At 72.7% G+C, this 19,309-nt stretch carries 21 protein-coding genes; 12 read left to right on the top strand and 9 right to left on the bottom strand.

The features are described from left to right. Positions 1-69 precede the first annotated feature (69 nt). Together CIB93_RS18640 and CIB93_RS18645 are read left to right on the top strand one after the other, a co-directional pair. Complete coding sequence (locus tag CIB93_RS18640; protein WP_096628166.1) at positions 70-1,197, top strand: alpha/beta hydrolase; 1,128 nt, start codon at positions 70-72, stop codon at positions 1,195-1,197. A gap of 185 nt (positions 1,198-1,382) precedes the next feature. Continuing rightward, positions 1,383-2,726, top strand: a complete 1,344-nt coding sequence (locus CIB93_RS18645; protein ID WP_096628168.1) for a hypothetical protein — start codon at positions 1,383-1,385, stop codon at positions 2,724-2,726. A gap of 25 nt (positions 2,727-2,751) precedes the next feature. Here CIB93_RS18645 and CIB93_RS18650 read toward each other — a convergent pair whose 3' ends face one another. Further along, on the bottom strand, positions 2,752-3,165 hold the full coding sequence (locus CIB93_RS18650; RefSeq protein WP_096628169.1) for a VOC family protein: 414 nt from the start codon (positions 3,163-3,165) through the stop codon (positions 2,752-2,754). 117 nt (positions 3,166-3,282) lie between these two features. Continuing rightward, on the bottom strand, positions 3,283-4,173 hold the full coding sequence (locus CIB93_RS18655; RefSeq protein WP_096628171.1) for a neutral zinc metallopeptidase: 891 nt from the start codon (positions 4,171-4,173) through the stop codon (positions 3,283-3,285). Positions 4,174-4,375: 202 nt separating this feature from the next. On the opposite strand from CIB93_RS18655, the gene CIB93_RS18660 reads away from it, so the two are divergent. The 3 genes from CIB93_RS18660 (at position 4,376) to CIB93_RS18670 (ending at position 7,453) form a co-directional block, all read left to right on the top strand. Continuing rightward, positions 4,376-5,974, top strand: a complete 1,599-nt coding sequence (locus CIB93_RS18660) for an ABC-F family ATP-binding cassette domain-containing protein (protein WP_096628172.1) — start codon at positions 4,376-4,378, stop codon at positions 5,972-5,974. Positions 5,975-6,294: 320 nt separating this feature from the next. Further along, positions 6,295-6,516: a helix-turn-helix domain-containing protein gene (locus CIB93_RS18665; protein WP_006123601.1), complete on the top strand. Its 222-nt coding sequence runs from the start codon at positions 6,295-6,297 to the stop codon at positions 6,514-6,516. Between the two features lie 145 nt (positions 6,517-6,661). Next, the gene (locus CIB93_RS18670; protein ID WP_096628174.1) at positions 6,662-7,453 is read left to right on the top strand and encodes an enoyl-CoA hydratase/isomerase family protein; all 792 of its coding nucleotides are present in this window, start codon (positions 6,662-6,664) and stop codon (positions 7,451-7,453) included. 111 nt (positions 7,454-7,564) lie between these two features. Here the strand turns inward: CIB93_RS18670 and CIB93_RS18675 are convergent, their stop codons facing one another. Then, on the bottom strand, positions 7,565-8,269 hold the full coding sequence (locus tag CIB93_RS18675; RefSeq protein WP_096628176.1) for a hypothetical protein: 705 nt from the start codon (positions 8,267-8,269) through the stop codon (positions 7,565-7,567). A 95-nt stretch (positions 8,270-8,364) separates the two neighbouring features. Between CIB93_RS18675 and CIB93_RS18680 the strand changes: the two genes are divergently transcribed. From CIB93_RS18680 to amaP, 5 genes are read left to right on the top strand one after another with little or no spacing between them, the layout of a single operon-like run. Continuing rightward, positions 8,365-8,826, top strand: a complete 462-nt coding sequence (locus tag CIB93_RS18680; protein WP_096628178.1) for an Asp23/Gls24 family envelope stress response protein — start codon at positions 8,365-8,367, stop codon at positions 8,824-8,826. Positions 8,827-8,882: 56 nt separating this feature from the next. Continuing rightward, complete coding sequence (locus CIB93_RS18685; protein WP_096628179.1) at positions 8,883-9,074, top strand: hypothetical protein; 192 nt, start codon at positions 8,883-8,885, stop codon at positions 9,072-9,074. After that, positions 9,071-9,418, top strand: coding sequence for an Asp23/Gls24 family envelope stress response protein (locus CIB93_RS18690; protein WP_096628181.1), 348 nt, complete (start codon positions 9,071-9,073; stop codon positions 9,416-9,418). The genes CIB93_RS18685 and CIB93_RS18690 overlap by 4 nt, the downstream gene beginning before the upstream one ends. Next, positions 9,415-10,104, top strand: coding sequence for a DUF6286 domain-containing protein (locus tag CIB93_RS18695; RefSeq protein WP_096628182.1), 690 nt, complete (start codon positions 9,415-9,417; stop codon positions 10,102-10,104). The genes CIB93_RS18690 and CIB93_RS18695 overlap by 4 nt, the downstream gene beginning before the upstream one ends. Positions 10,105-10,109: 5 nt before the next feature. Beyond that, the gene (gene amaP / locus CIB93_RS18700) at positions 10,110-10,688 is read left to right on the top strand and encodes an alkaline shock response membrane anchor protein AmaP (RefSeq protein WP_096628184.1); all 579 of its coding nucleotides are present in this window, start codon (positions 10,110-10,112) and stop codon (positions 10,686-10,688) included. A 38-nt stretch (positions 10,689-10,726) separates the two neighbouring features. Here amaP and CIB93_RS18705 read toward each other — a convergent pair whose 3' ends face one another. The 5 genes from CIB93_RS18705 to CIB93_RS18725 form a co-directional block, all read right to left on the bottom strand. Continuing rightward, a complete protein-coding gene (locus CIB93_RS18705) occupies positions 10,727-11,482 on the bottom strand; it encodes an SDR family oxidoreductase (protein ID WP_096628186.1) in 756 nt (251 codons plus the stop codon). Positions 11,483-11,486: 4 nt separating this feature from the next. Beyond that, positions 11,487-13,280 carry a glycoside hydrolase family 15 protein gene (locus CIB93_RS18710; RefSeq protein WP_096628187.1) on the bottom strand — a complete coding sequence of 598 codons (1,794 nt, stop codon included), beginning with the start codon at positions 13,278-13,280 and terminating at the stop codon, positions 11,487-11,489. Positions 13,281-13,360: 80 nt separating this feature from the next. Continuing rightward, positions 13,361-14,167, bottom strand: a complete 807-nt coding sequence (locus CIB93_RS18715; protein ID WP_096628189.1) for an SURF1 family protein — start codon at positions 14,165-14,167, stop codon at positions 13,361-13,363. Between the two features lie 87 nt (positions 14,168-14,254). After that, positions 14,255-14,488: a hypothetical protein gene (locus tag CIB93_RS18720; RefSeq protein WP_006123591.1), complete on the bottom strand. Its 234-nt coding sequence runs from the start codon at positions 14,486-14,488 to the stop codon at positions 14,255-14,257. Positions 14,489-14,551: 63 nt separating this feature from the next. Beyond that, a complete protein-coding gene (locus CIB93_RS18725; protein ID WP_096628190.1) occupies positions 14,552-15,574 on the bottom strand; it encodes a DEDDh family exonuclease in 1,023 nt (340 codons plus the stop codon). Positions 15,575-16,163: 589 nt separating this feature from the next. Here CIB93_RS18725 and CIB93_RS18730 point away from each other — a divergent pair. After that, positions 16,164-17,096, top strand: a complete 933-nt coding sequence (locus CIB93_RS18730; RefSeq protein WP_096628192.1) for a sterol desaturase family protein — start codon at positions 16,164-16,166, stop codon at positions 17,094-17,096. Beyond that, the gene (locus CIB93_RS18735) at positions 17,093-17,773 is read left to right on the top strand and encodes a lysoplasmalogenase (protein ID WP_096628193.1); all 681 of its coding nucleotides are present in this window, start codon (positions 17,093-17,095) and stop codon (positions 17,771-17,773) included. Before CIB93_RS18730 ends, CIB93_RS18735 begins: the two co-directional genes overlap by 4 nt. Here CIB93_RS18735 and CIB93_RS18740 read toward each other — a convergent pair. Then, positions 17,760-19,265 carry a CoA transferase gene (locus tag CIB93_RS18740; RefSeq protein ID WP_096628195.1) on the bottom strand — a complete coding sequence of 502 codons (1,506 nt, stop codon included), beginning with the start codon at positions 19,263-19,265 and terminating at the stop codon, positions 17,760-17,762. The genes CIB93_RS18735 and CIB93_RS18740 overlap by 14 nt on opposite strands. Positions 19,266-19,309 lie beyond the last annotated feature (44 nt).

Consider the following 19,309-nt stretch of genomic DNA (forward strand, 5'->3'; position numbering starts at 1 on the left):
GAAGGGGCGCGGGCCCCGCACGGCCCCCGCCCGCTGGCACCCCGCCGTTCGCCCCCCGACACTGGAGCCGTGCGCCCGGCAACTGCGACGGCAACGGCCGTCACCACGATCCTCGGCGCCGGTGCGGCAGCGGTCGCGGCCGGCCGGTACGCCAGCGACGCCGCCCTCAAGGCGGCCCCCGGGCGGTCCCTGCCCGCCGACCGCAGACTCACCGTGCACGCCACCGCGGCCGGACAGGTCACCCTCACCCGCTCCTTCTCCGCGCTCCGGCCCGGTACGTACGGGCTGGCAGGCCCCGATGTCCACGCGGTGGTCGGGCCCGTCGTCGAAGGGGTCTCCTCCGCCGCCGACACCGTCGTGCGCAGGCTGGAGCGGGTCATCCACGGCCTCCTCGAACCGGGCGCGAAGGTCCGGCTCACGACCGAGCTGTACGACGGGGACCCGGGCAGCGACCTCGGCCTCGACCACCGGGAGGTGGAGATCCCCGGCGAGCTCGGAACGCTGCCTGCCTGGTACGTGCCCGGCGCACGCCGCACCTGGGTCATCACCGTGCACGGCCTCGGCACCACCCGGGCCCACCCCATGAACCTGATGGGCTTCCTCCACCGGCACCGCTTCCCCGTGCTCGACCTCGGCTACCGGGGAGACCCCGGAGCCCCCCGCTCCGCCGACGGCCTCAGCCACTTCGGCGCCTCCGAGTGGCGCGACGTCGACGCGGCCCTGCGCCACGCGTTGCGCTACGGGGCCGCGAACGTGATCCTGCACGGCTGGTCCACCGGCGCGACGATGGCCCTGCTCGCCGCGGTCGAATCCCCGCTCCGCGACCGGATCAGCGGCCTCGTCCTCGACTCCCCGGTGCTCGACTGGCCGGTCACCCTGCGCGCCCTGGCCGCGGCCCGCGGCGTCCCGGCCGCTCTGCTGCCGCTGGCGGTCCACGCCGCCCAGGGCCGGACCGGGATGAGCGGCGCCCCGCTGCTGGACACCTCGGTGCCCGACGCGCTGCGCACCCCGACCCTGATCCTGCACGGGCCCGACGACTCGATCGCCCCCTGGGGGCCCTCCCGTGAACTCGCCGCCCGCCGTCCGGACCTGGTCAGCCTCCACGCCGTGGCGCGGGCTCCGCACGCGGCGATGTGGAACGCGGACCCGGCCCGCTACGAGGAGACCCTGCGCCGCTTCCTCACGCCCCTGATGTGAGCCGATGCGGTGATCGGCCCCCCTGCCGGCGGTACCGGCGAGGCCTTGCGTCTGCCGGTGAAACGCCTTCCGTTTGGGCTTTCGGGCCGTCAGGGGCAAGACTGCTCCCCGTGACGTCCCGTACCCCGCGCGACTCCAGGCTGCGACTTGTCCGCCCGCGACCCCTTGCCACCGCCCGCAAGGCCGTGACCACCCGGCGCACCAGGCCGGCCCCGCGGCCGCCCGAGGGCACCCCGCCGCGCACGGAACTGGCCCACCAGGCCAGGGCGGTGCTCGCCGACGCCGTACGCATCGCCCACTGGGCCGCCGGTTCCCCGGGCCCCGGAACCGCCGCCCCGCTCGCCGCCCTCGCCCCCGAACGGGCGGCCGCCGCCCTGGACCTCTCCCCGGCGCAGGTACGAGCGGGCTGGGACCGGGCCCGGCTGGCCGGGCTGATCGAGCTGCACGGCGACACCGCCCGCCCCGGCTGGCGGCTGCGGGCCTGGGACCGGGACGACTCCGCCGTGCTCCGCGGCTGGGTGGCGCTCTTCGACGCCTGGTCGCTCGTCCACCCCGCTCCCGAGGGCATCGAGGCCGGTGCGGTCGCCGAAGCCGTCGAGGCCGTGCCCCAGGTGCTCTCCCTCCTCCAGCTCTCCGCCGGCCCCGTCGCCGTCCCCGCCCTCCTGGACCTCCTCGGCCAGCGCGTCGCCGAACTCCAGGAGGAGCGCTGCGAAGTGCCCCTCGGCCCCGGCAGAACGGCCACACTCGCCGCCCCGGGCGTCCAGGCCCCCGCCGATACCGCCACCGGCCCCGCCCGCGGCGCCGGGGAACTCAACGCCCTGCTGCTCGACTGGGCCCTGGAAGGCCTCGCCGCCGTCGGCGCGCTGACCCTCGGCAACGGGCACGCCACCCTCACCCCGCTCGGCAACTGGGCGGTCTGGGTCAAGCTGGAGCAGATCTGCGTGGCCGCCCAGAGCCCCGCCGGGAACATCGAGCAGGCCGCCGCCGACATGCTCCTCGGCTGCGCCCGGCTCACCCCCGGACCGGCCCGCGACGAATACCGCGCCTGGCTCGCCGCCCGTACGGTCGGCACCGCCGTCGCCGAACTGCTGGCCGTCGCCCGGGGCGAGGACGCGCTGCTGCGCGGACTGGCCTTCGAGGCACTGCGGGTCGTCGGCGCCCCCGCCGAACCCGAGGTCCGGGCCGTGCTCGCCGAAGCCTCGCTGCGCCCCTACGCGCTGCTCTGGCTCGCCGAGTACGAGGGCAACGACCCCGACGACGCCCAGGACGTCCTCAGCCGGGAGGAGGCCACCTGGCTCTGGGTCGACACCGCAGCCGCCGTCGCCGACCACGGCGAGACCGGGCTCCTGGTGCGCCACCTCGACTCCGCCGTCCAGGGCACCATCCCGGCGCTGCTCGACGAGGTCAGGGCCGTCGGCCACCCGCGCACCGTGCAGGTCCTGGTCGCGCTGGCCGCCGCACACCCGGACCCGGCCCTGGCCAAGGCGGTCCGCCGGGCCGCCTTCCAGGTCCACACCGGCGGCGCCTGATCCCCGCGCCGCCGGGGCCCGCCGCTCAGCCGGCGGACCCCGGGGCGTACGTCCCGAAGCTCCACACATTGCCCTCCGCGTCCCGGGCCATGTAGTCCCGGGAACCGTAGTCCTGGTCGGTCGGCTCCATCAGGATCTCGACGCCGAAATCCTTGGCCCGGGCGTAGTGCTCGTCCACCTCGTCGACCACCACGTAGACCCCCGCCGGGCCCGCGCCCGCCATCGCCCGCGCGAACGCGCCGTCACCCCCCTTGGAGCCGAGCATCACCCTGCCGTTGCCGCAGGACAGCTCGGCGTGCAGCACACTGCCGTTCTCGCCCTCGTAGACCGCTTCCTCGGTGAAACCGAGGCCCTGCGTCAGCGTCCTGATCGCCGCCTTCGCGTCGTCGTACAGAATCGTCGGGTAGATCGTCGGAACCCCGCTCGCCGCGCCTGCCATGGCACTCACCTCTTCTGACATCCGTTTGCCGCACCGCGTGCTGTGATCTGCGTCTCAGTCTTCCACCGGGCACTGACAATGCCCTCCTGAGGCAGGTCCGAAGAAGATCTGCGCAGGTCAGGTGAAGGTGTCGCACTGTGCCATGTCCCCGGTCCTGAGCCCCGTGGAGAACCACTGCTGCCGCTGCGCGGCCGAGCCGTGCGTCCAGGACTCCGGCGTGACCCGCCCCTGGTACCGCTCCTGGATCCGGTCGTCCCCGACCGCCGCCGCCGCGTCCAGGCCGTCCCGGATGTCCGCCCGGGTCAGCTCGGTGACCAGCGGCCGCCCGGTCGACTCGTCCGGCGTCGTCGTCGCGTGGTGCGCCCAGACCCCGGCGTAGCAGTCGGCCTGGAGCTCCACCCTCACCGCGTTGCTGTCCGCGCCCTGCCGCCCGTCCTGAGACCGGCTCAGCGTGCCCGTCTGGTTCTGCACATGGTGGCCGTACTCGTGCGCCACCACATACGCCTGGGCGAACGGCCCGCCGCTGGAGCCGAACTTCGTCCGCAGGTCGTCGAAGAAGCCCAGGTCCAGATAGACCCTGCGGTCACCCGGGCAGTAGAACGGCCCCACCGCCGAGGTCGCCGCCCCGCACGCGGTGCCCACCCGCTCGCTGAACAGGACCGTCCGCGCGTCCCCGTACGTACCGCCGCGCCGCTGGAACTCCTGGCGCCAGAAGTCCTGCACGCTGTTGACCACCGCCACCGTCCGGCAGTCGTCCCGCCTGTTCGCGTCCTGGCCCTTCAGGCAGCTCTGCCGCACCTGGGCGGCGGACGACGAGCTCGTCGTGGGGTCGGAGCCGTCCGAGGTGAGCCCGAGCTGATCCGGCCCGACACCGAAGAGCAGCCCCAGGATCAGGGCGATCACCCCGGCGATGCCCCCGCCCACGGTGGCCCTCCCGCCCGGGATCCGGCTGCCGCGCACGTCCTGGACCTCGGACGTGTCCAGATCGGCGTCGTCGTCGAACCGCACGCTCGCACCACCCTCGCCTGGGGCGGGCGACGTGGTGCCGCCCTGCGCCGAGTATCGGACGGTTCATCCCGGCGGGCACGCGGAAAAGCAGTTGCACACCGCCAGTAGAATGGGGCTCATGGCCATTCTCCTTGTGCATTAGCGGCGTCGAGAGACCTCCGCCCTCGTCCCTCCGCCGTCCATACTGCCCTGGAGTTTTTCCGTGATCACCGCCACCGGCATCGAGCTGCGCGCCGGCGCCCGCATCCTCATCGAGTCCGCCTCCTTCCGCATCGCCAAGGGCGACCGCATCGGCCTGGTCGGCCGCAACGGCGCGGGCAAGACCACCCTCACCAAGTGCCTCGCGGGCGAGGGCGCCCCCGCGGGCGGCACCATCACCAAGTCCGGCGAGGTGGGCTACCTCCCGCAGGACCCGCGCACCGGCGACCTCGACGTCCTCGCCCGGGACCGCATCCTCTCCGCCCGCGGTCTCGACGAGATCCTGCGCAAGATGCACGAGAACGAGGACCGGATGGCGAACGGCAAGGGCGCCACCCGCGAGAAGGCGATGAAGAAGTACGAGCGCCTGGAGACGGAGTTCCTCACCAAGGGCGGGTACGCCGCCGAGGCCGAGGCCGCCACCATCGCCGCCGCGCTCAACCTCCCCGACCGGGTCCTCGGCCAGCCCCTGCACACCCTGTCCGGCGGCCAGCGCCGCCGTGTCGAGCTGGCCCGGATCCTCTTCTCGGACGCCGACACCCTGCTCCTGGACGAGCCGACCAACCACCTCGACGCCGACTCGATCGTCTGGCTGCGCGACTACCTCAAGTCCTACCGCGGCGGCTTCATCGTGATCTCCCACGATGTCGAGCTGGTCGAGACGGTCGTCAACAAGGTGTTCTACCTCGACGCCAACCGCTCGCAGATCGACGTCTACAACATGGGCTGGAAGCTCTACCAGCAGCAGCGTGAGGCCGACGAGAAGCGCCGCAAGCGCGAGCGCCAGAACGCCGAGAAGAAGGCCGCCGCCCTCAACTCGCAGGCCGACAAGATGCGCGCGAAGGCCACCAAGACCGTCGCCGCCCAGAACATGGCCAAGCGCGCCGACCGGCTGCTGGCCGGTCTGGAGGCCGTCCGGGTCTCCGACAAGGTCGCCAAGCTGCGCTTCCCCGAGCCCTCGCCCTGCGGCAAGACCCCGCTGATGGCCGAGGGCCTGTCCAAGTCGTACGGCTCGCTGGAGATCTTCACCGACGTCGACCTCGCCATCGACAAGGGCTCCCGTGTCGTCATCCTCGGCCTCAACGGCGCGGGCAAGACGACGCTGCTGCGCCTGCTCGGCGGCGCCGAGAAGCCCGACACCGGCCAGATCATCCAGGGCCACGGGCTCAAGCTCGGGTACTACGCCCAGGAGCACGAGACCCTCGACCCCGAGCGCACCGTCCTGGAGAACATGCGCTCCGCCGCCCCCGACCTCGACCTGGTGGAGGTCCGCAAGACGCTGGGGTCCTTCCTCTTCTCCGGTGACGACGTCGACAAGCCCGCGGGTGTGCTCTCCGGCGGTGAGAAGACCCGGCTCGCGCTCGCGACCCTGGTCGTCTCCTCCGCCAACGTGCTGCTGCTCGACGAGCCGACGAACAACCTCGACCCCGCCAGCCGCGAGGAGATCCTCGGCGCGCTGCGCACCTACAAGGGCGCGGTCGTCCTCGTCACCCACGACGAGGGCGCGGTCGAGGCCCTCCAGCCGGAGCGCATCATCCTGCTCCCGGACGGCGTCGAGGACCTCTGGGGTGCCGACTACCGGGACCTCGTCGCCCTCGCCTGATCCACCGGGGATAGATCATTCGGCCTACGCGTGATCCATCATCTGCGTGAGGGCGTCTCGTACTCCGGTGGTGCGCCGGGCGCTCACTCGCTGTGCGCCCCCTTTTCGGCCGCTGTTCCCCGTACGGCCCTGACCTGGAAGTTCTTCCTCCGGTCGGGGCCGTACGCCCTCGTGCACCCCTCGGAATAAGGGATTCCGTTCGTGTCGGCGTGCTCTTTGCCCGGAAATCCGGTCGCATCGACCTTGCCGAATGGGTGGCCAGGAAGCGCGAGAGGGGTGATCATGAGAGTCCAGAGCGCACTTCCCATGAGGAGGCACGGGTGGCCGAGACTCTGAAGAAGGGCAGCCGGGTGACCGGCGCCGCGCGTGACAAGCTCGCGGCAGACCTGAAGAAGAAGTACGACTCCGGTGCGAGCATCCGGGCGCTGGCCGAGGAAACGGGCCGCTCCTACGGGTTCGTCCACCGGATGCTCAGTGAGTCCGGAGTGACGCTGCGAGGACGCGGCGGCGCGACACGGGGCAAGAAGGCCGCTTCGGCCTGAGGGCCGCAGGCGTCCTGAGGTCCGAAGTCTCCGGGGCTCAACGGAATTCGAGGTGGCCACCCGGCTGACCGCGAGGTCGTCCGGGTGGTTACTGTTCAGTCACTTAGTTCTGAGTGCTGACTGCACCCCGATCCGGAGGCGCCCCATGACCTCGCTCGACACGGTGTTCGACAAGGACGGTGTACGGCTCACTGTCGATGACGCCATCGCCACGGTGACGCTCACCAACCCGGCCAAGCGCAACGCTCAGTCTCCCGCTCTGTGGCGGGCGTTGACCGAGGCCGGACGGGTGCTGCCCGGCACGGTGCGGGTCGTGGTGCTCCGCGGCGAGGGCAAGTCCTTCTCCGCGGGCCTCGACCGGCAGGCGTTCACGCCCGAGGGCTTCGACGGCGAGCCGTCGTTCCTCGACATGGCGCGCGGCCCCGAGGCCGAGCTCGACGCGACCATCGCCGAGTACCAGGAAGCGTTCACCTGGTGGCGTCGCAACGACATCGTGTCGATCGCGACGGTCCAGGGACACGCCATCGGGGCCGGCTTCCAGCTCGCCCTCGCCTGCGACCTGCGGATCGTTGCCGAGGACGTGCAGTTCGCCATGCGCGAGACCAGTCTCGGTCTCGTTCCCGACCTCACGGGTACCCACCCCCTGGTGCACCTCGTGGGGTATGCCCGCGCGCTCGAAATCTGTGCCACCGGCCGCTTCGTGCACGCCGAGGAGGCCGAGCGCACCGGTCTCGCCAATCTCGTGGTCCCCGCCGACCAGCTCGATGCCGCCGCACGTGATCTGGCCGCCGCCCTGGTGGCTGCCCCCCGCGACGCCGTCGTCGAGACCAAGGCGCTCCTCGGCGGTGCGCTCTCGCGTGACTACGAGGAGCAGCGCGTCGCCGAGCGCGCCGCCCAGGGCCGCAGGCTCCGCGATCTGGCGGGCATCACCGACTGACGCGCCCACCGGCGCACCGGCCGACACACCCACCCACCGGCGCACCGACCGACGCACCCACCGGCTGTCGGCGCCCTGTCGGCGCGCCGACAGCCGGGCCGGGCCACGGGTTCAGCTTCCGGGGCCCGGCTCCACCACGTCCGTGACCACCACGGTCACGAGCTGCCGGTCCTCCAGGGCCGCCGCCACCGCCGTACGCACCGACCGGGCCACATCCAGCGCCCGGCGGTCCGCGGCCGTCGCCACCTCGATCCGTACGTGGTCCCGGGCGGTGTGCACCGCCCGGCCCAGGGCCCTGGTCAGCGAGACGACGCCCGGAGCCCGGGCGGCCGCGGCGGCCACCGGCCCGTCCGCCTCCGTGAGGGGGGCCGCAGGCGCGGCCGCCGTCACCTGATCGGGCGCATCCTCGTCGAACAATGCCGTCACTCTCAGATCCACCTCGGCGATCTCCAGCCCCAGCCGGGCGGCCGCCGCCGTGATCAGCACCTCGCGCAGCGCCGCCGCGGCATCGGGCAGCGGCCGGTCCACGACGGCCGAGAACTCCGCCTCGATCCGCAGGCGCCGGGACGGCAGCGCGTTCGCCGGAGCCGGAGGTGCTCCTTCCCCCTCCCGTTCCTCCGCCGAGCCGATCCGTAGCTTCCCCAGCACGGTCCCGGGCACGGCCGCCGCCCCGCGCAGCACCGAGGCCGCCGCCGTCTCCACGATCCACGCGCCGTCCGCCGGGCCGCCCAGTGGCAGCAGTCTGCCCAGACCCAGCCTTTGCCGTACCGCAGCGGTCCGTCCGTCGGCCCTCTGCGGGCTCCGCGCCGTAGTCATCACCCCAGCCTGCCGCATCCATGGCGCGGAATGGGGAAAGCGCACTTAACGTGGGCAAGGAAGTCCAACCCTGCCCCCCGAAGGGAAGAGCGGCGATGACTGACACCTCTCAGCGCACCAACCCCGACAGCGACAAGGCCCTCGGCAAGCGCGGCGGCGGCGCCCCCGGCACCCGGGGCCGCACGACCATAGCCGACGGCGTCGTCGAGAAGGTCGCCGGAATGGCGGCCCGCGATGTGGTCGGAGTCCACGCGATGGGCAGCGGCCTGTCGCGCACGTTCGGCGCGGTCCGGGACCGGGTACCCGGCGGCGGCAAGTCCGTCACCCGTGGAGTGAAGGCCGAGGTCGGCGAGTCCCAGGCGGCCCTGGACCTGGAGATCGTCGTCGACTACGGCGTCGCGATCCTGGACGTGGCCCGCGACGTACGGGAGAACGTCGTCGCCGCGGTGGAGCGGATGACCGGCCTCGAAGTCGTCGAAGTGAACATCGCGGTCAGCGACGTCAAGCTGCCCGACGAGGAGGACGACGAGGACGAGTCAACGCAGCGCGTCCAGTAGCTCTCCCGCGTTCTCCGCCGAGAGACACCCCGCGACAAGGCAGTTGAGGAGTCACGATGAGCATGGCTGTGGTCGGTCTGCTGGCCGGCATGGCGCTCGGTTTCGCCGGGTACTTCGGCGGATTCGGAGCCTTCGTACTGGTGGCCGCACTGGGCGCGATCGGCTTCATCGCCGGTCGGTTCATGGACGGCGACCTGGAACCCGGCGACTTCTTCCGGAGTCGCGAGCGCGGCGACCGACGGCGGTGACGGCGGTGACCGGGCGGGTCGCCGCCGCCGAACGGGGCGAGACCCGGATCGCTGACCGGGTCGTCGCCAAGATCGCCGCCCAGGCGGCGAAGGAGGCCGTCGGCGATCCGCCCCAGGACGGGGAGTCCCCCCGCGCCACGGTCACCGTGCACCGCGACGCCGCCCGGGTCCGGGTCAGCCTGGAGCTCGGCTACCCCTGCGACATCGGCCGCCAGTGCGGCGCGGTGCGCCGCCGGGTCGCCCAGCGGGTCAAGGCGCTGGCCGGCATGGAGGTGCCCGAGGTGGCCGTGCAGGTCGAGCGGTTGCACCCGGTGGCGAGCGGAGCACAGGGGAGAATCCGATGACCGAACCCGGCGAACCGACCCGCCCCACCCGGCGGATGCCGACGGTGGACCAGGACAGCGGCGGCGACGCGTACCCGCCCGCGCCGGGCACGGACCTCGCTGCCCACGAACCGGTCCCCACCCTGGAGCAGGGCGACGGCGGACCGGCGGGCCGCTTCTGGTCCGCGCGCCGGATCCCGGCCGCCGTGCTGGCCCTCGTCCTTCTGGGCGCGGCCGGGCTGTTGCTCTATGACATCGCCGCCGTACGGGCCGACCATCCGGCCATGCAATGGCGGCGCTCCCTCGCCGACGACCTGGCCGAACGGCCCCTGAACGACGTCCTCGTGCTCGTCGGCGCCGCGGTGGCCGCGGCGGTCGGCCTCTGGCTGATCCTCCTGGCCCTCACCCCCGGACTGCGCGATCTGCTTCCGATGCGCCGCGAGCGCGCCGGGGTACGGGCCGGGCTCGACCGGGCCGCCGCCGCGATGGTGCTGCGGGACCGGGCCGTGGAGGTCCCCGGTGTGCAGTCCGTACGGGTCAGCATGGGACGCCGCAAGGCGAAGGTGCGGGCACTCTCGCACTTCAGGGAACTCGACGACGTACGCACCGACCTGGATTCCGCGCTGGAGAGGGCCGTCCAGGAGCTGGGCCTGGCGAAGCCGCCGGGCCTCTCCGTCCAGGTGCACCGTCCGGCGAAGAAGGGATGAGCCGTATGCGCTCCACCGTCAACCGGGTCCTGCTGGCCCTGGCCGGGCTGCTGCTGGTGGTCCTCGGCGGAGCCGTGCTGGCTGCCGGACTCGGCGCATCCGTGCCGTCCTGGTGGCCCTGGGACGGCAAGGACGATGTTCTCCTCAGCGATGCCGACCGGGGCCGCTGGCGCGAGGAGGGCTGGTGGTGGCCGACCGTGATCGCGGTCCTCGCCGTCCTGGTCGTCCTGGCCCTGTGGTGGTTCCTCGCCCAGCTGCGCCGCGGCCGCCTCGCCGAGGTGCTGGTGGACAGCGGTGACGGCGAAGGGGCGCAGCTGCGCGGCTGGGCCCTGGAGGGCGTGCTCGCCGGGGAGGCGGGTGAGCTGGACGGGGTGTCCCGTGCGCATGCGGCCCTGACCGGCCGCAGGGCCGCGCCCCAAGTCCGTATGCGGCTGCTGCTGGAGCCGCACGCCGCACCCCTGGGGACCCTGAACGCGGTGGCCGACGGGGCGCTGACGCATGCCCGCCGGTCGGCCGGTCTGGACGAGCTCCCCGCAGAGGTCCGCCTCAAGGCCGTCAAGCACCGCGCGGAACGGGTGTCCTGACGGCCCATGGGCGTACGCGGGCCTCAAGGGCCGTCCGGTCAGAACCCGTGCCGCGAACCCCCGTCGACCGGCACCATGATCCCCGTCAGATACGAGGCGGCGGGGGAGAGCAGGAAGGCCGCGGTCTTCCCGAACTCCTCCGGCGTCCCGTAGCGCCGCAGCGGGATGCGCGCCTCGTGGGCGGTGCGGGCGGCCTCGGCATCGCCCGACAGGGCGTCCAGCTCGCGGACCCGGTCGGTGTCGATCCGGGCGGGCAGCACGCCCACGACCCGGATGCCGCGCGGGCCCAGCTCGTCGGCGAGCGACTTGGCGAAGCCGGCGAGACCGGGGCGCAGCCCGTTGGAGATGGTCAGCCCGGCGATCGGCTCGTGCACCGATCCGGAGAGCACGAAGCCGATGACCCCGCCCTCCCCGAGCGCCGCGGCCGCCGTCCGGGCGAGCCGTACCGCTCCCAGGAACACCGTCTCGAACGCCGTCTGCCACTGGTCGTCCGTGTTGTCCGCGAGGAAGCCGGGGGCCGGTCCGCCGACGCTGATGAGGATGCCGTCGAGCCGTCCGAACCGTTCCCGTGCCGTGTCCACGAGGCGCTGGGCCGCGCTCGGGTCGGCGTTGTCGGCGGCGAGCCCGACGACGTCCGGCCCCAGCGCGTCGGCGGCCTCCGTGGCGCTCTTCTCGTCCCGGCCGGTGATGATCACCTTGGCGCCGTCGGCGGCCAGGGCATGTGCCGTGGCGTTGCCGAGGCCCCGCGTCGCGCCGGTGACGATGTACACGCGGTCTTCAAGTCCAAGATCCATGGCCCTATCCTGCCGGGTCGTCCCCGGTGAGGTCGACAGCGGAGTTCACCAGTCCGATATGGCTGAACGCCTGGGGGAAGTTGCCCAGCTGCCGCCCGGCCGTGACGTCGTACTCCTCGGCCAGCAGCCCCACGTCGTTGCGGAGTTCCAGCAGCCGTTCGAACAGCTCCCGTGCCTCCCTGGGCCTGCCGATCCGCTGCAACGCGTCCACCAGCCAGAACGAGCAGGCGAGGAACGCCCCCTCCTCGCCGGGCAGCCCGTCGACGGAGACGCCCTCGGTGCTGTAGCGGCGGACCAGCCCGTCGCTGCCCAGCTCGGCGCGGACCGCGTCGACCGTGCCGATCACCCGGGGGTCGTCGGGCGGCAGGAATCCGGTCCGCACGATGAGCAGCGTCGCGGCGTCCAGCTCCCGCGACCCGTAGGACTGGGTGAAGGTGTTCCGCTCGGGGTCGTACCCCTTGTCGCACACCTCGGCGTGCACCGCGTCCCGCATCGCCCGCCAGCGGTCGGCGTCACCGGGCAGCTCGGGGTTCTCCTCCAACGAGCGCACCGCCCGGTCGGCGGCGACCCAGGCCATCACCTTGGAGTGCACGAAGTGCCGCCGTGCGCCGCGGATCTCCCACAGCCCCTCGTCCGGCTCGCGCCAGCTCGACTCCAGGAAGCCGAGCAGGCTGAGCTGGAGGTTCCAGGCGTGCGGCTTGCTGTCCAGACCGGCGTCGCGGGCCAGCCGCAGCGCGTCGATGACCTCGCCGTAGACGTCCAGCTGGCGCTGGTGGACGGCCGCGTTGCCGGTGCGCACCGGCCGGGAGTTCTCGTAGCCGGTGAGCCAGGTCAGCTCCACCTCGGGCAGCCGCCGCTCGCCCGCGAGCCCGTACATGATCTGGAGGTCCGCCGGGTCCCCGGCGACGGCCCGCAGCAGCCAGTCCCGCCAGGCAGCCGCCTCGTCCAGATAGCCCGCCGCGACCATCGCCCCGAGAGTGAGCGTCGCGTCCCGCAGCCAGCAGAAGCGGTAGTCCCAGTTCCGTACGCCGCCGATCTCCTCCGGCAGGGAGGTGGTGGGGGCTGCCACGATGCCGCCGGTCGGGGCGTACGTCAGGGCCTTCAGCGTGATCAGCGAGCGCAGAACGGCCTCGCGGTACGGCCCCTCGTACGTACACTTCTCGGTCCACTTCGCCCAGTCGTGCAGGGCGTGCTTCAGCGCCTTGCGGGGGTCGATCAGCTTCGGGCGCGGTGCGTGTGAGGGGTGCCAGGTCAGGACAAAGGCCACGCTCTCGCCCTCGGTGACCGTGAACGAGGAGCAGGTGCTGAACTGCTGGCCCCACGTCTTGACCGGTGGTTCGCTGCGCAGCCAGACGGAGTCGGGCCCCGCGACCGCCACCCGGTGGCCGTGCGACCGGCGTACCCAGGGCACCACGGACCCGAAGTCGAAGCGCAGCCGCAGCACGGAGCTCATGTCGACGCTGCCGCTGACGCCCTCGATGATCCGCATCAGATCCGGCGCCGTGTCGCGCTGCGGCATGAAGTCGATGACCTTGACGGTGCCGGTGCGCGTCTCCCAGTACGTCTCCAGCACCAGGGAATCACCCGCGTAGCCCCGCCGTGTGCAGGTGTCCGAGGGGCCCGCGCCCTGCGGGGCGATGCGCCAGTGGCCGTTCTCCTCGGTGCCGAGCAGCGCGGCGAAGCAGGCTCCGGAATCGAAGCGGGGCAGGCAGAGCCAGTCGACGGAACCGTTCCTGCCGACGAGGGCGGCGGTCTGGAGATCGCCGATCAGGGCGTAGTCCTCGATGCGTGGGGTCACGCTCTGGCGTGTTCCCGAACCGGGCCCCGGTTAAGCAGACCGACGGTGTGCCGCCGTCGGGCGCGGCTCCGGGCCCGGCCTCAGGCGCTCGCGGGTTCCGGCTGTTCGGGGGCGTCGGCCGTCGTCGCGTCCTTGGCCGCCGCCTCCGCCCGGTCGCGCAACTCCCGCCGTACGAGGATCAGCCAGCCGACCGGAACGGCGGCGACGAACAGCCACCACTGGACCGCGTACGCCATGTGCGCACCGATCGAGCTGTCGTCGGGGGACGCGATCTGCTCGGGCCGGTTCCCCGAGGGCTGCGGGGCGGTCTGCTCGATGTACCCGCCGAGGACCTGCCGGGACAGCAGCTGCGACTGCTGCTCGCTGTTGATCAGCATGACCTGCCGGTCCGGCAGCCCCGCCAGGTCCTTGATGCCGCTGCTGCCGGTCGTCTCGTCCGCCTTGAGCCGCCCGGTGACGGTCACTTCGCCCCGGGGTGCGGGCGGCACGTCCGGGTAGGCCGTCTGGTTCGGTGCGGCGGGGACCCAGCCCCGGTTGACCAGGACGGTGCCGCCGTCCCTCAGGTCGAGCGGGGTCAGGACATGGACGCCGATCTGGTCGTCCGTCGAGGTCCGCCGACGGACGACGACCTCGTGCTCGGTGTCGAACGTGCCCGTCGCGGTAACCGTCCGCCAGAAGTCGGCGCGCGGGACGGTGTGCCCGGGGGAGGTGAGATCGGTGACCGGGACCGGCGGCGCTTCGAGGTTCCGGGAGATCAGCTCGTTCTGCGCGACCCGGTGCTGGTGCCGGTGGAACTGCCAGAAACCCAGCTCGACCATCGTCGGCATCAGTACGAGCCCGAGAAGGGTGAGGATCACCCACTGCCGGGTCAACAGGAAGCGGTACACCCCATGACCGTACAACCGGGGTCATGGGGTGCAGCACTCAGGGGTACGGCTGGCCCTGCCCGGCGATGAGTGATTTCGTCATACCTTTCACACTTTGTCCACGATGCCCGCCTTCCCCTCGGCGCGGGCGCAGTGGGCCCCGCAGTACCAGTGCCCGTCGGCCTCGACACCCTGCCCGATCACCTGGACCCGGCAGTGCTCGCAGATCGGCGCCATGCGGTGGATGGCGCAGGAGAAGCAGTCGAAGACGTGCACCGCGCCCTGCGCGTGCACCTCGAAGGACATGCCGTAGTCGTTTCCGCAAACCTCGCAACGTGCCATGCGCCACAGGGTGGGACGCCCGGAGGCGACGGGCGAGCGGGCGCGTGGCGAGTCGTGCCCGGTTCACTCCGATGACGGTGCGGGCGCCTGTGGCGGCACCGAGCCGGGTGCGCCCGGGTCGGCGGGCGCCACATCGCGCAGCAGATGCGTGAAGGCGCTCTCCTCCAGGATCGGCGTGCCGAACGCCTTCGCCTTCTGCGTCTTGGACGTGGCCGCGTCCGGGTCGTTGGTCACCAGCAGGCTCGTCAGCCGGGACACGCTGGTCGCCACATGCAGACCGGCCTCCACCGCCCGGTCCTCCAGGAGCTCCCGGTCGATCGAGGTGTCCCCGGAGAACGCCACCCGCATCCCCTGCTTCAGCGGCATCTCCTTCTCATACCGCCCCGGATTGGGATACGGGCAGGCGGGACGCTTGCGCGAGGGCCGCCAGCTGTTCGGCTGCCGGGAGGGCCGGTACCCGGCGCGCGGGGCGACGGGGGAGTCGGACCACTCGGTCAGCGGCCGGCACTCCAGCAACGGCAGCCGCACCCCGCCCCGGGCCGCCGCGTGCAGACTCGGCCGGAACGCCTCGGCCAGCACCCGGGCGTCGTCCAGTGCGTGGTGGGCCTGCTGCTGTACGACGCCGAAGTGCGCGGCGAGCGAGGCGAGCTTGTGGTTGGGCAGCGGCAGCCGCAGCTCCTTGGCGAGCGCGATCGTGCACAGCCGCTGCTCGACCGGGGCGACCACCGAGGCCCGGGCGTACTCCCGGGCGATCATCGACCAGTCGAACGCCGCGTTGTGCGCGACGAGCACCCGGTCCGCGAGCCGCGCGGACAGCTCGGCGGCGACCTCCGGGAAGAGCGGCGCCCCTGCGAGCACGTCGCTGGTCAGCCCGTGGATCCAGACGGGCCCGGGGTCGCGTTCCGGATTCACCAGCGTGTACCAGTGGTCCTCGACATCGCCCAGGGCGTCCAGCCGGTAGACGGCTGCGGACACTATCCGGTCGTCGCGGGCGAGTCCGGTGGTCTCCACGTCGACGACCGCGTACCCCTGGGGGTAGGCGGTCGGCCACGGTGCGGCTGTCTGGCGGTCGTCGAGCATGGTCACAGAGAATACGGGCCGCGACTGACAGTCCCCTATTCGGTGGTCCCCGGGGTGGGTCAGGGGAGGTGAATGAGGCGTTCCGGAGAGGAGTCGGCGGACGCAGGTCGGGCGTGTCCGGCCGGACCGGTCGCAGATGGGCCGGCCCGTTCGGTGACAGCTCGTCGCCGAGCTGCCGGAGGTGGGTGTTGGTGTGCAGCGTCAGCCGTTCGAGACTCGGCCGACGGCTGAGGCCGCCGAGGCGCAGGTACCGGGTCTGGCAGGAGTGTGAGGGCTGAATCCCGCTCACAGGCACCAGCTCCCGCGCCCGCCCCGCCGCACGGACCCGCTCCACCGCCGCCCGCGCCGCGAACGACGGGTGTGCCGGTCAGCTGCTCCACCAGATGCGCGCGGCAGCGGCCGAGGAGGTCCTCGTACAGGCCGAATCAACTTCCGTACCGGACACGAGCGTTCCTCCCCCTCGATGACACGCGCTCCGCAAATCCTACGGCCCGGACCATTGGCAGAAGGTGCCAAAGGCTGCTGACACCAGGTCTCGCATACTTGTGGGTAACAACGTCTAGCCCTCACCGACCGGCGGCCCTACGGTGCTCGCATGGAGCCGAACCTGCCCGATGTCGTGCTGTGGTCAATACCGGCCTTCGTGCTGCTCACCGTGATCGAGATGGTCAGCTACCGTCTCCATCCGGACGAGGAGGCCGCCGGGTACGAGGCCAAGGACGCCGCCACCAGCGTCACCATGGGGCTCGGCAGCCTGGGCTTCGACCTTCTGTGGAAGATCCCCATCCTGGCGATCTACATGGCGGTCTACGAGCTGACGCCGATGCGAGTGCCCGTGCTGTGGTGGACCGTCCTGCTGATGCTCCTCGCCCAGGACTTCTTCTACTACTGGTCCCACCGCGGCCACCACGTCATCCGCATCCTGTGGGCCTGCCATGTGGTCCACCACTCCAGCCGCAAGTTCAACCTCACCACCGCGCTGCGCCAGCCCTGGACCTCCGCGACCGTCTGGCCCTTCTATCTGCCGCTGATCGCCTGCGGGGTGCACCCGGCGGCGCTCGCGTTCTGCCAGTCGGCCAACCTCGTCTACCAGTTCTGGGTCCACACCGAGCGGGTCGGGAAGCTCCCCCGCCCCTTCGAGTACGTCCTCAACACGCCCTCCCACCACCGCGTCCACCACGCCTCGCAGGGCAGCTACCTGGACCGCAACTACGGCGGCATCCTGATCGTCTGGGACCGGATGTTCGGGTCCTTCGCGGCCGAGACCGAGCGGCCCGTCTACGGGCTCACCAAGAACATCTCCACCCACAACCCGCTGCGCGTCGCGACCCATGAGTACGCCGCCATCGTCCGGGACGTGCGGGCCGCCGACACCTGGAGCGAGCGGGCCGGGCGGATCTTCGGGGGGCCGGGCTGGCAGCCTGCGACGAAGACGGGAGCCGAGACCATCGCGGCCGGGGCGGCGGCGCCCGTCTCCGTACCCGTGCAGGCCGACCCCGCCCCCTACGCCCCGGAGCGCACCCTGTGAGCGCCACGGCCCACCGGCCCGCCCGCTCCCGCGCGGCCGAGCGTTTCGCCCGTCCCGTACTCCTCGCCTTCCTCCTCGTGGCCGCCGCCGACCTGGCCGGGCTCCTCACCGGGGCCGAGACGGCCCACCTGGTCGCCAAACCGCTGCTGATGCCGCTGCTCGCCGGGTACGCGGCCCTGCGCGGCGCGCCCCGGCTGCTGGTCGCGGCCCTGCTGTTCGGGTGGGGCGGGGACGTCTTCCTGCTCGCCGACAACGAGCTGGCGTTCCTGTGCGGCATGGGTTCCTTCGCCGTCGGCCACGTCTGCTACCTGCGGCTGTTCGGCCGCGACCGGGCCCGCGCGCCGCTGGCCACCGCGATCGGATATCTCCTCGTCCTGGCCGTCTTCCTTGTCCTGATCTGGCCGGACATCCCCGCGGACCTGCGGATTCCGTTGACCGGCTACAGCCTGCTGCTCACCGCCATGGCCTGGCGGGCCGGGGTGTTCGGGCCGTACGCGGCGGCGGGCGGGGCGCTCTTCCTGATCTCCGACGCCCTCATCGCCACCGGTATCGCCGAGTGGCCCCAGCTGCCCGCCCCCGACTTCTGGGTGATGCTCACCTACATCGCCGCGCAGTCCCTGCTCACCCTCGGGGTGCTCACGAAGGGGGCTGCGGGGCGCGGGATCAGTTCGCCGTAGGGCCCGTACGCGTACGCCACTCGGGTGCGTCCGCACCGAGGCGTCCCGGCGGGCGTGACCAGTTCGCAGGGCCGCCGTCGCCGCCCGGGAGCGCCACCGGCGACAGGGCGTGCAGGATCTCGCCCAGCGGACCGGCCGCGGTGGTGGTGAGGTAGGCGGAGGGGTTGTAGGACGTGCCTACGGAGCCCGCCCGGTCTTCCGCATGGACGTACGACGCGTCCACGGCACGGGCCTCGTCCTGCGCCCCGCCCCCGCCCCCGCGCCCACCGCTCAGCAGCCATTGCGCGGTCCCCGCCAGGGACGCCCGCAGCAACCGCGTACCGCCCTCCCGGCCCTGTTCCGTCACCGACCGCAGCACCCCCGCCGCCAGCAGATAGCCGGTGCCGTGGTCGAGGGCCTGGGCGGGCAGCGCGCCCGGCTCCTGCGGGGTGCCCTCCACCGCCGCGATGCCCGTGGCGACCTGGACGAGGCTGTCGAAGCCGCGCCGCCCGTGCCACGGCCCCGTCGTGCCCCAGGCCGACAACTGGGCGAGCACCAGGCCCGGGTGGCGCTCGGCCAGTACGTCGGGGGCCAGTCCGTACGCGTCCAGGGCCCCCGGCCGGTATCCGGTGACGAGGACGTCGGCCGAGGCGAGCAGCTCCTCGAAGACGGCCCGGTCGGAGCGCGTTCCCAGGTCCAGCCGGGTGGACCGCTTGCCGAACCCCGTGTCGCTGTGCGCGTCCTGACTCTCCGGCAACTGCGGCGCGTCCACCCGCAGCACGTCAGCGCCCAGCAGGGCGAGCGTGCGGGTGGCGACCGGGCCCGCGATGACCCGGGTGAGATCGAGGACCCGCAGACCGGCGGCGGGGGAGCCGAGGGAGGCGCTCGGGGACGTGAGCGGGCGCGGCGCCGTCGGGGCGCCCAGCCGGTCCAGGGTCGCCAGGGGGCGGGAGGCGACGGCCGCGCCCTGCGGATGGGCCGTCCACTCCTCCGGTGACCTGAGCGCGACGGCCAGGCCGCCCGCCGCGTACACCGTCTCCTCGATCTCCACAGCCTGCCGCTCCGCGAACACCCCGGCCACGGTCTCGGGCGTCGCGTCCTCGGGCAGCCCCAGGGCGCTCAGCAACCGCGCCCGGTGGTGCGGGTAGTTGGCGTGGGTGCGCACCCAGCCTTCCGCCGTGCGCCAGAACCGGGAGAGCGGGGCGAAGGAGACCGGCGCCCGTCCGTCGATCCGCAGATGCCGTTCGCTGATGAAGGCCGTCGCCACCGCACCGTCGTCCACTCGCACCCGGGGGACCGGTACGCCGCTCCGGTGCGCGGCCAGCTCGGCGGCCGCCAGTGCGCAGACCGCGACGGTCGAACGGGCCAGCTCCATGACGGGCAGCCGCGCGCCCAGCAGCCCGGCGGGACCGCCCGTGTCCACCCGGTCCAACAGGGCGGGGTCCCCGCCGAGTGCCGCCCAGGGGGTTGCCGCGTCCGGTGCTGATGCGCCCGGTGCCGATGTGTGCGTCATGCACGAACTATGGCACCGGCCGGTCGAGGGGAGGAGAGGCGAGG

Source organism: Streptomyces sp. WZ.A104, from assembly GCF_002382885.1.
Lineage (GTDB): Bacteria > Actinomycetota > Actinomycetes > Streptomycetales > Streptomycetaceae > Streptomyces.

Coding starts and splice junctions, on each gene's coding strand:
- CIB93_RS18650 (WP_096628169.1), bottom strand. CDS start 3,165: ATGGCAGGCGCGGCGAGCGGGGTTCCGACGATCTACCCGACGATTCTG.
- CIB93_RS18670 (WP_096628174.1), top strand. CDS start 6,662: ATGACCTCGCTCGACACGGTGTTCGACAAGGACGGTGTACGGCTCACT.
- CIB93_RS18675 (WP_096628176.1), bottom strand. CDS start 8,269: ATGACTACGGCGCGGAGCCCGCAGAGGGCCGACGGACGGACCGCTGCG.
- CIB93_RS18680 (WP_096628178.1), top strand. CDS start 8,365: ATGACTGACACCTCTCAGCGCACCAACCCCGACAGCGACAAGGCCCTC.
- CIB93_RS18685 (WP_096628179.1), top strand. CDS start 8,883: ATGAGCATGGCTGTGGTCGGTCTGCTGGCCGGCATGGCGCTCGGTTTC.
- CIB93_RS18695 (WP_096628182.1), top strand. CDS start 9,415: ATGACCGAACCCGGCGAACCGACCCGCCCCACCCGGCGGATGCCGACG.
- amaP (WP_096628184.1), top strand. CDS start 10,110: ATGCGCTCCACCGTCAACCGGGTCCTGCTGGCCCTGGCCGGGCTGCTG.
- CIB93_RS18705 (WP_096628186.1), bottom strand. CDS start 11,482: ATGGATCTTGGACTTGAAGACCGCGTGTACATCGTCACCGGCGCGACG.
- CIB93_RS18720 (WP_006123591.1), bottom strand. CDS start 14,488: ATGGCACGTTGCGAGGTTTGCGGAAACGACTACGGCATGTCCTTCGAG.
- CIB93_RS18730 (WP_096628192.1), top strand. CDS start 16,164: ATGGAGCCGAACCTGCCCGATGTCGTGCTGTGGTCAATACCGGCCTTC.
- CIB93_RS18740 (WP_096628195.1), bottom strand. CDS start 19,265: ATGACGCACACATCGGCACCGGGCGCATCAGCACCGGACGCGGCAACC.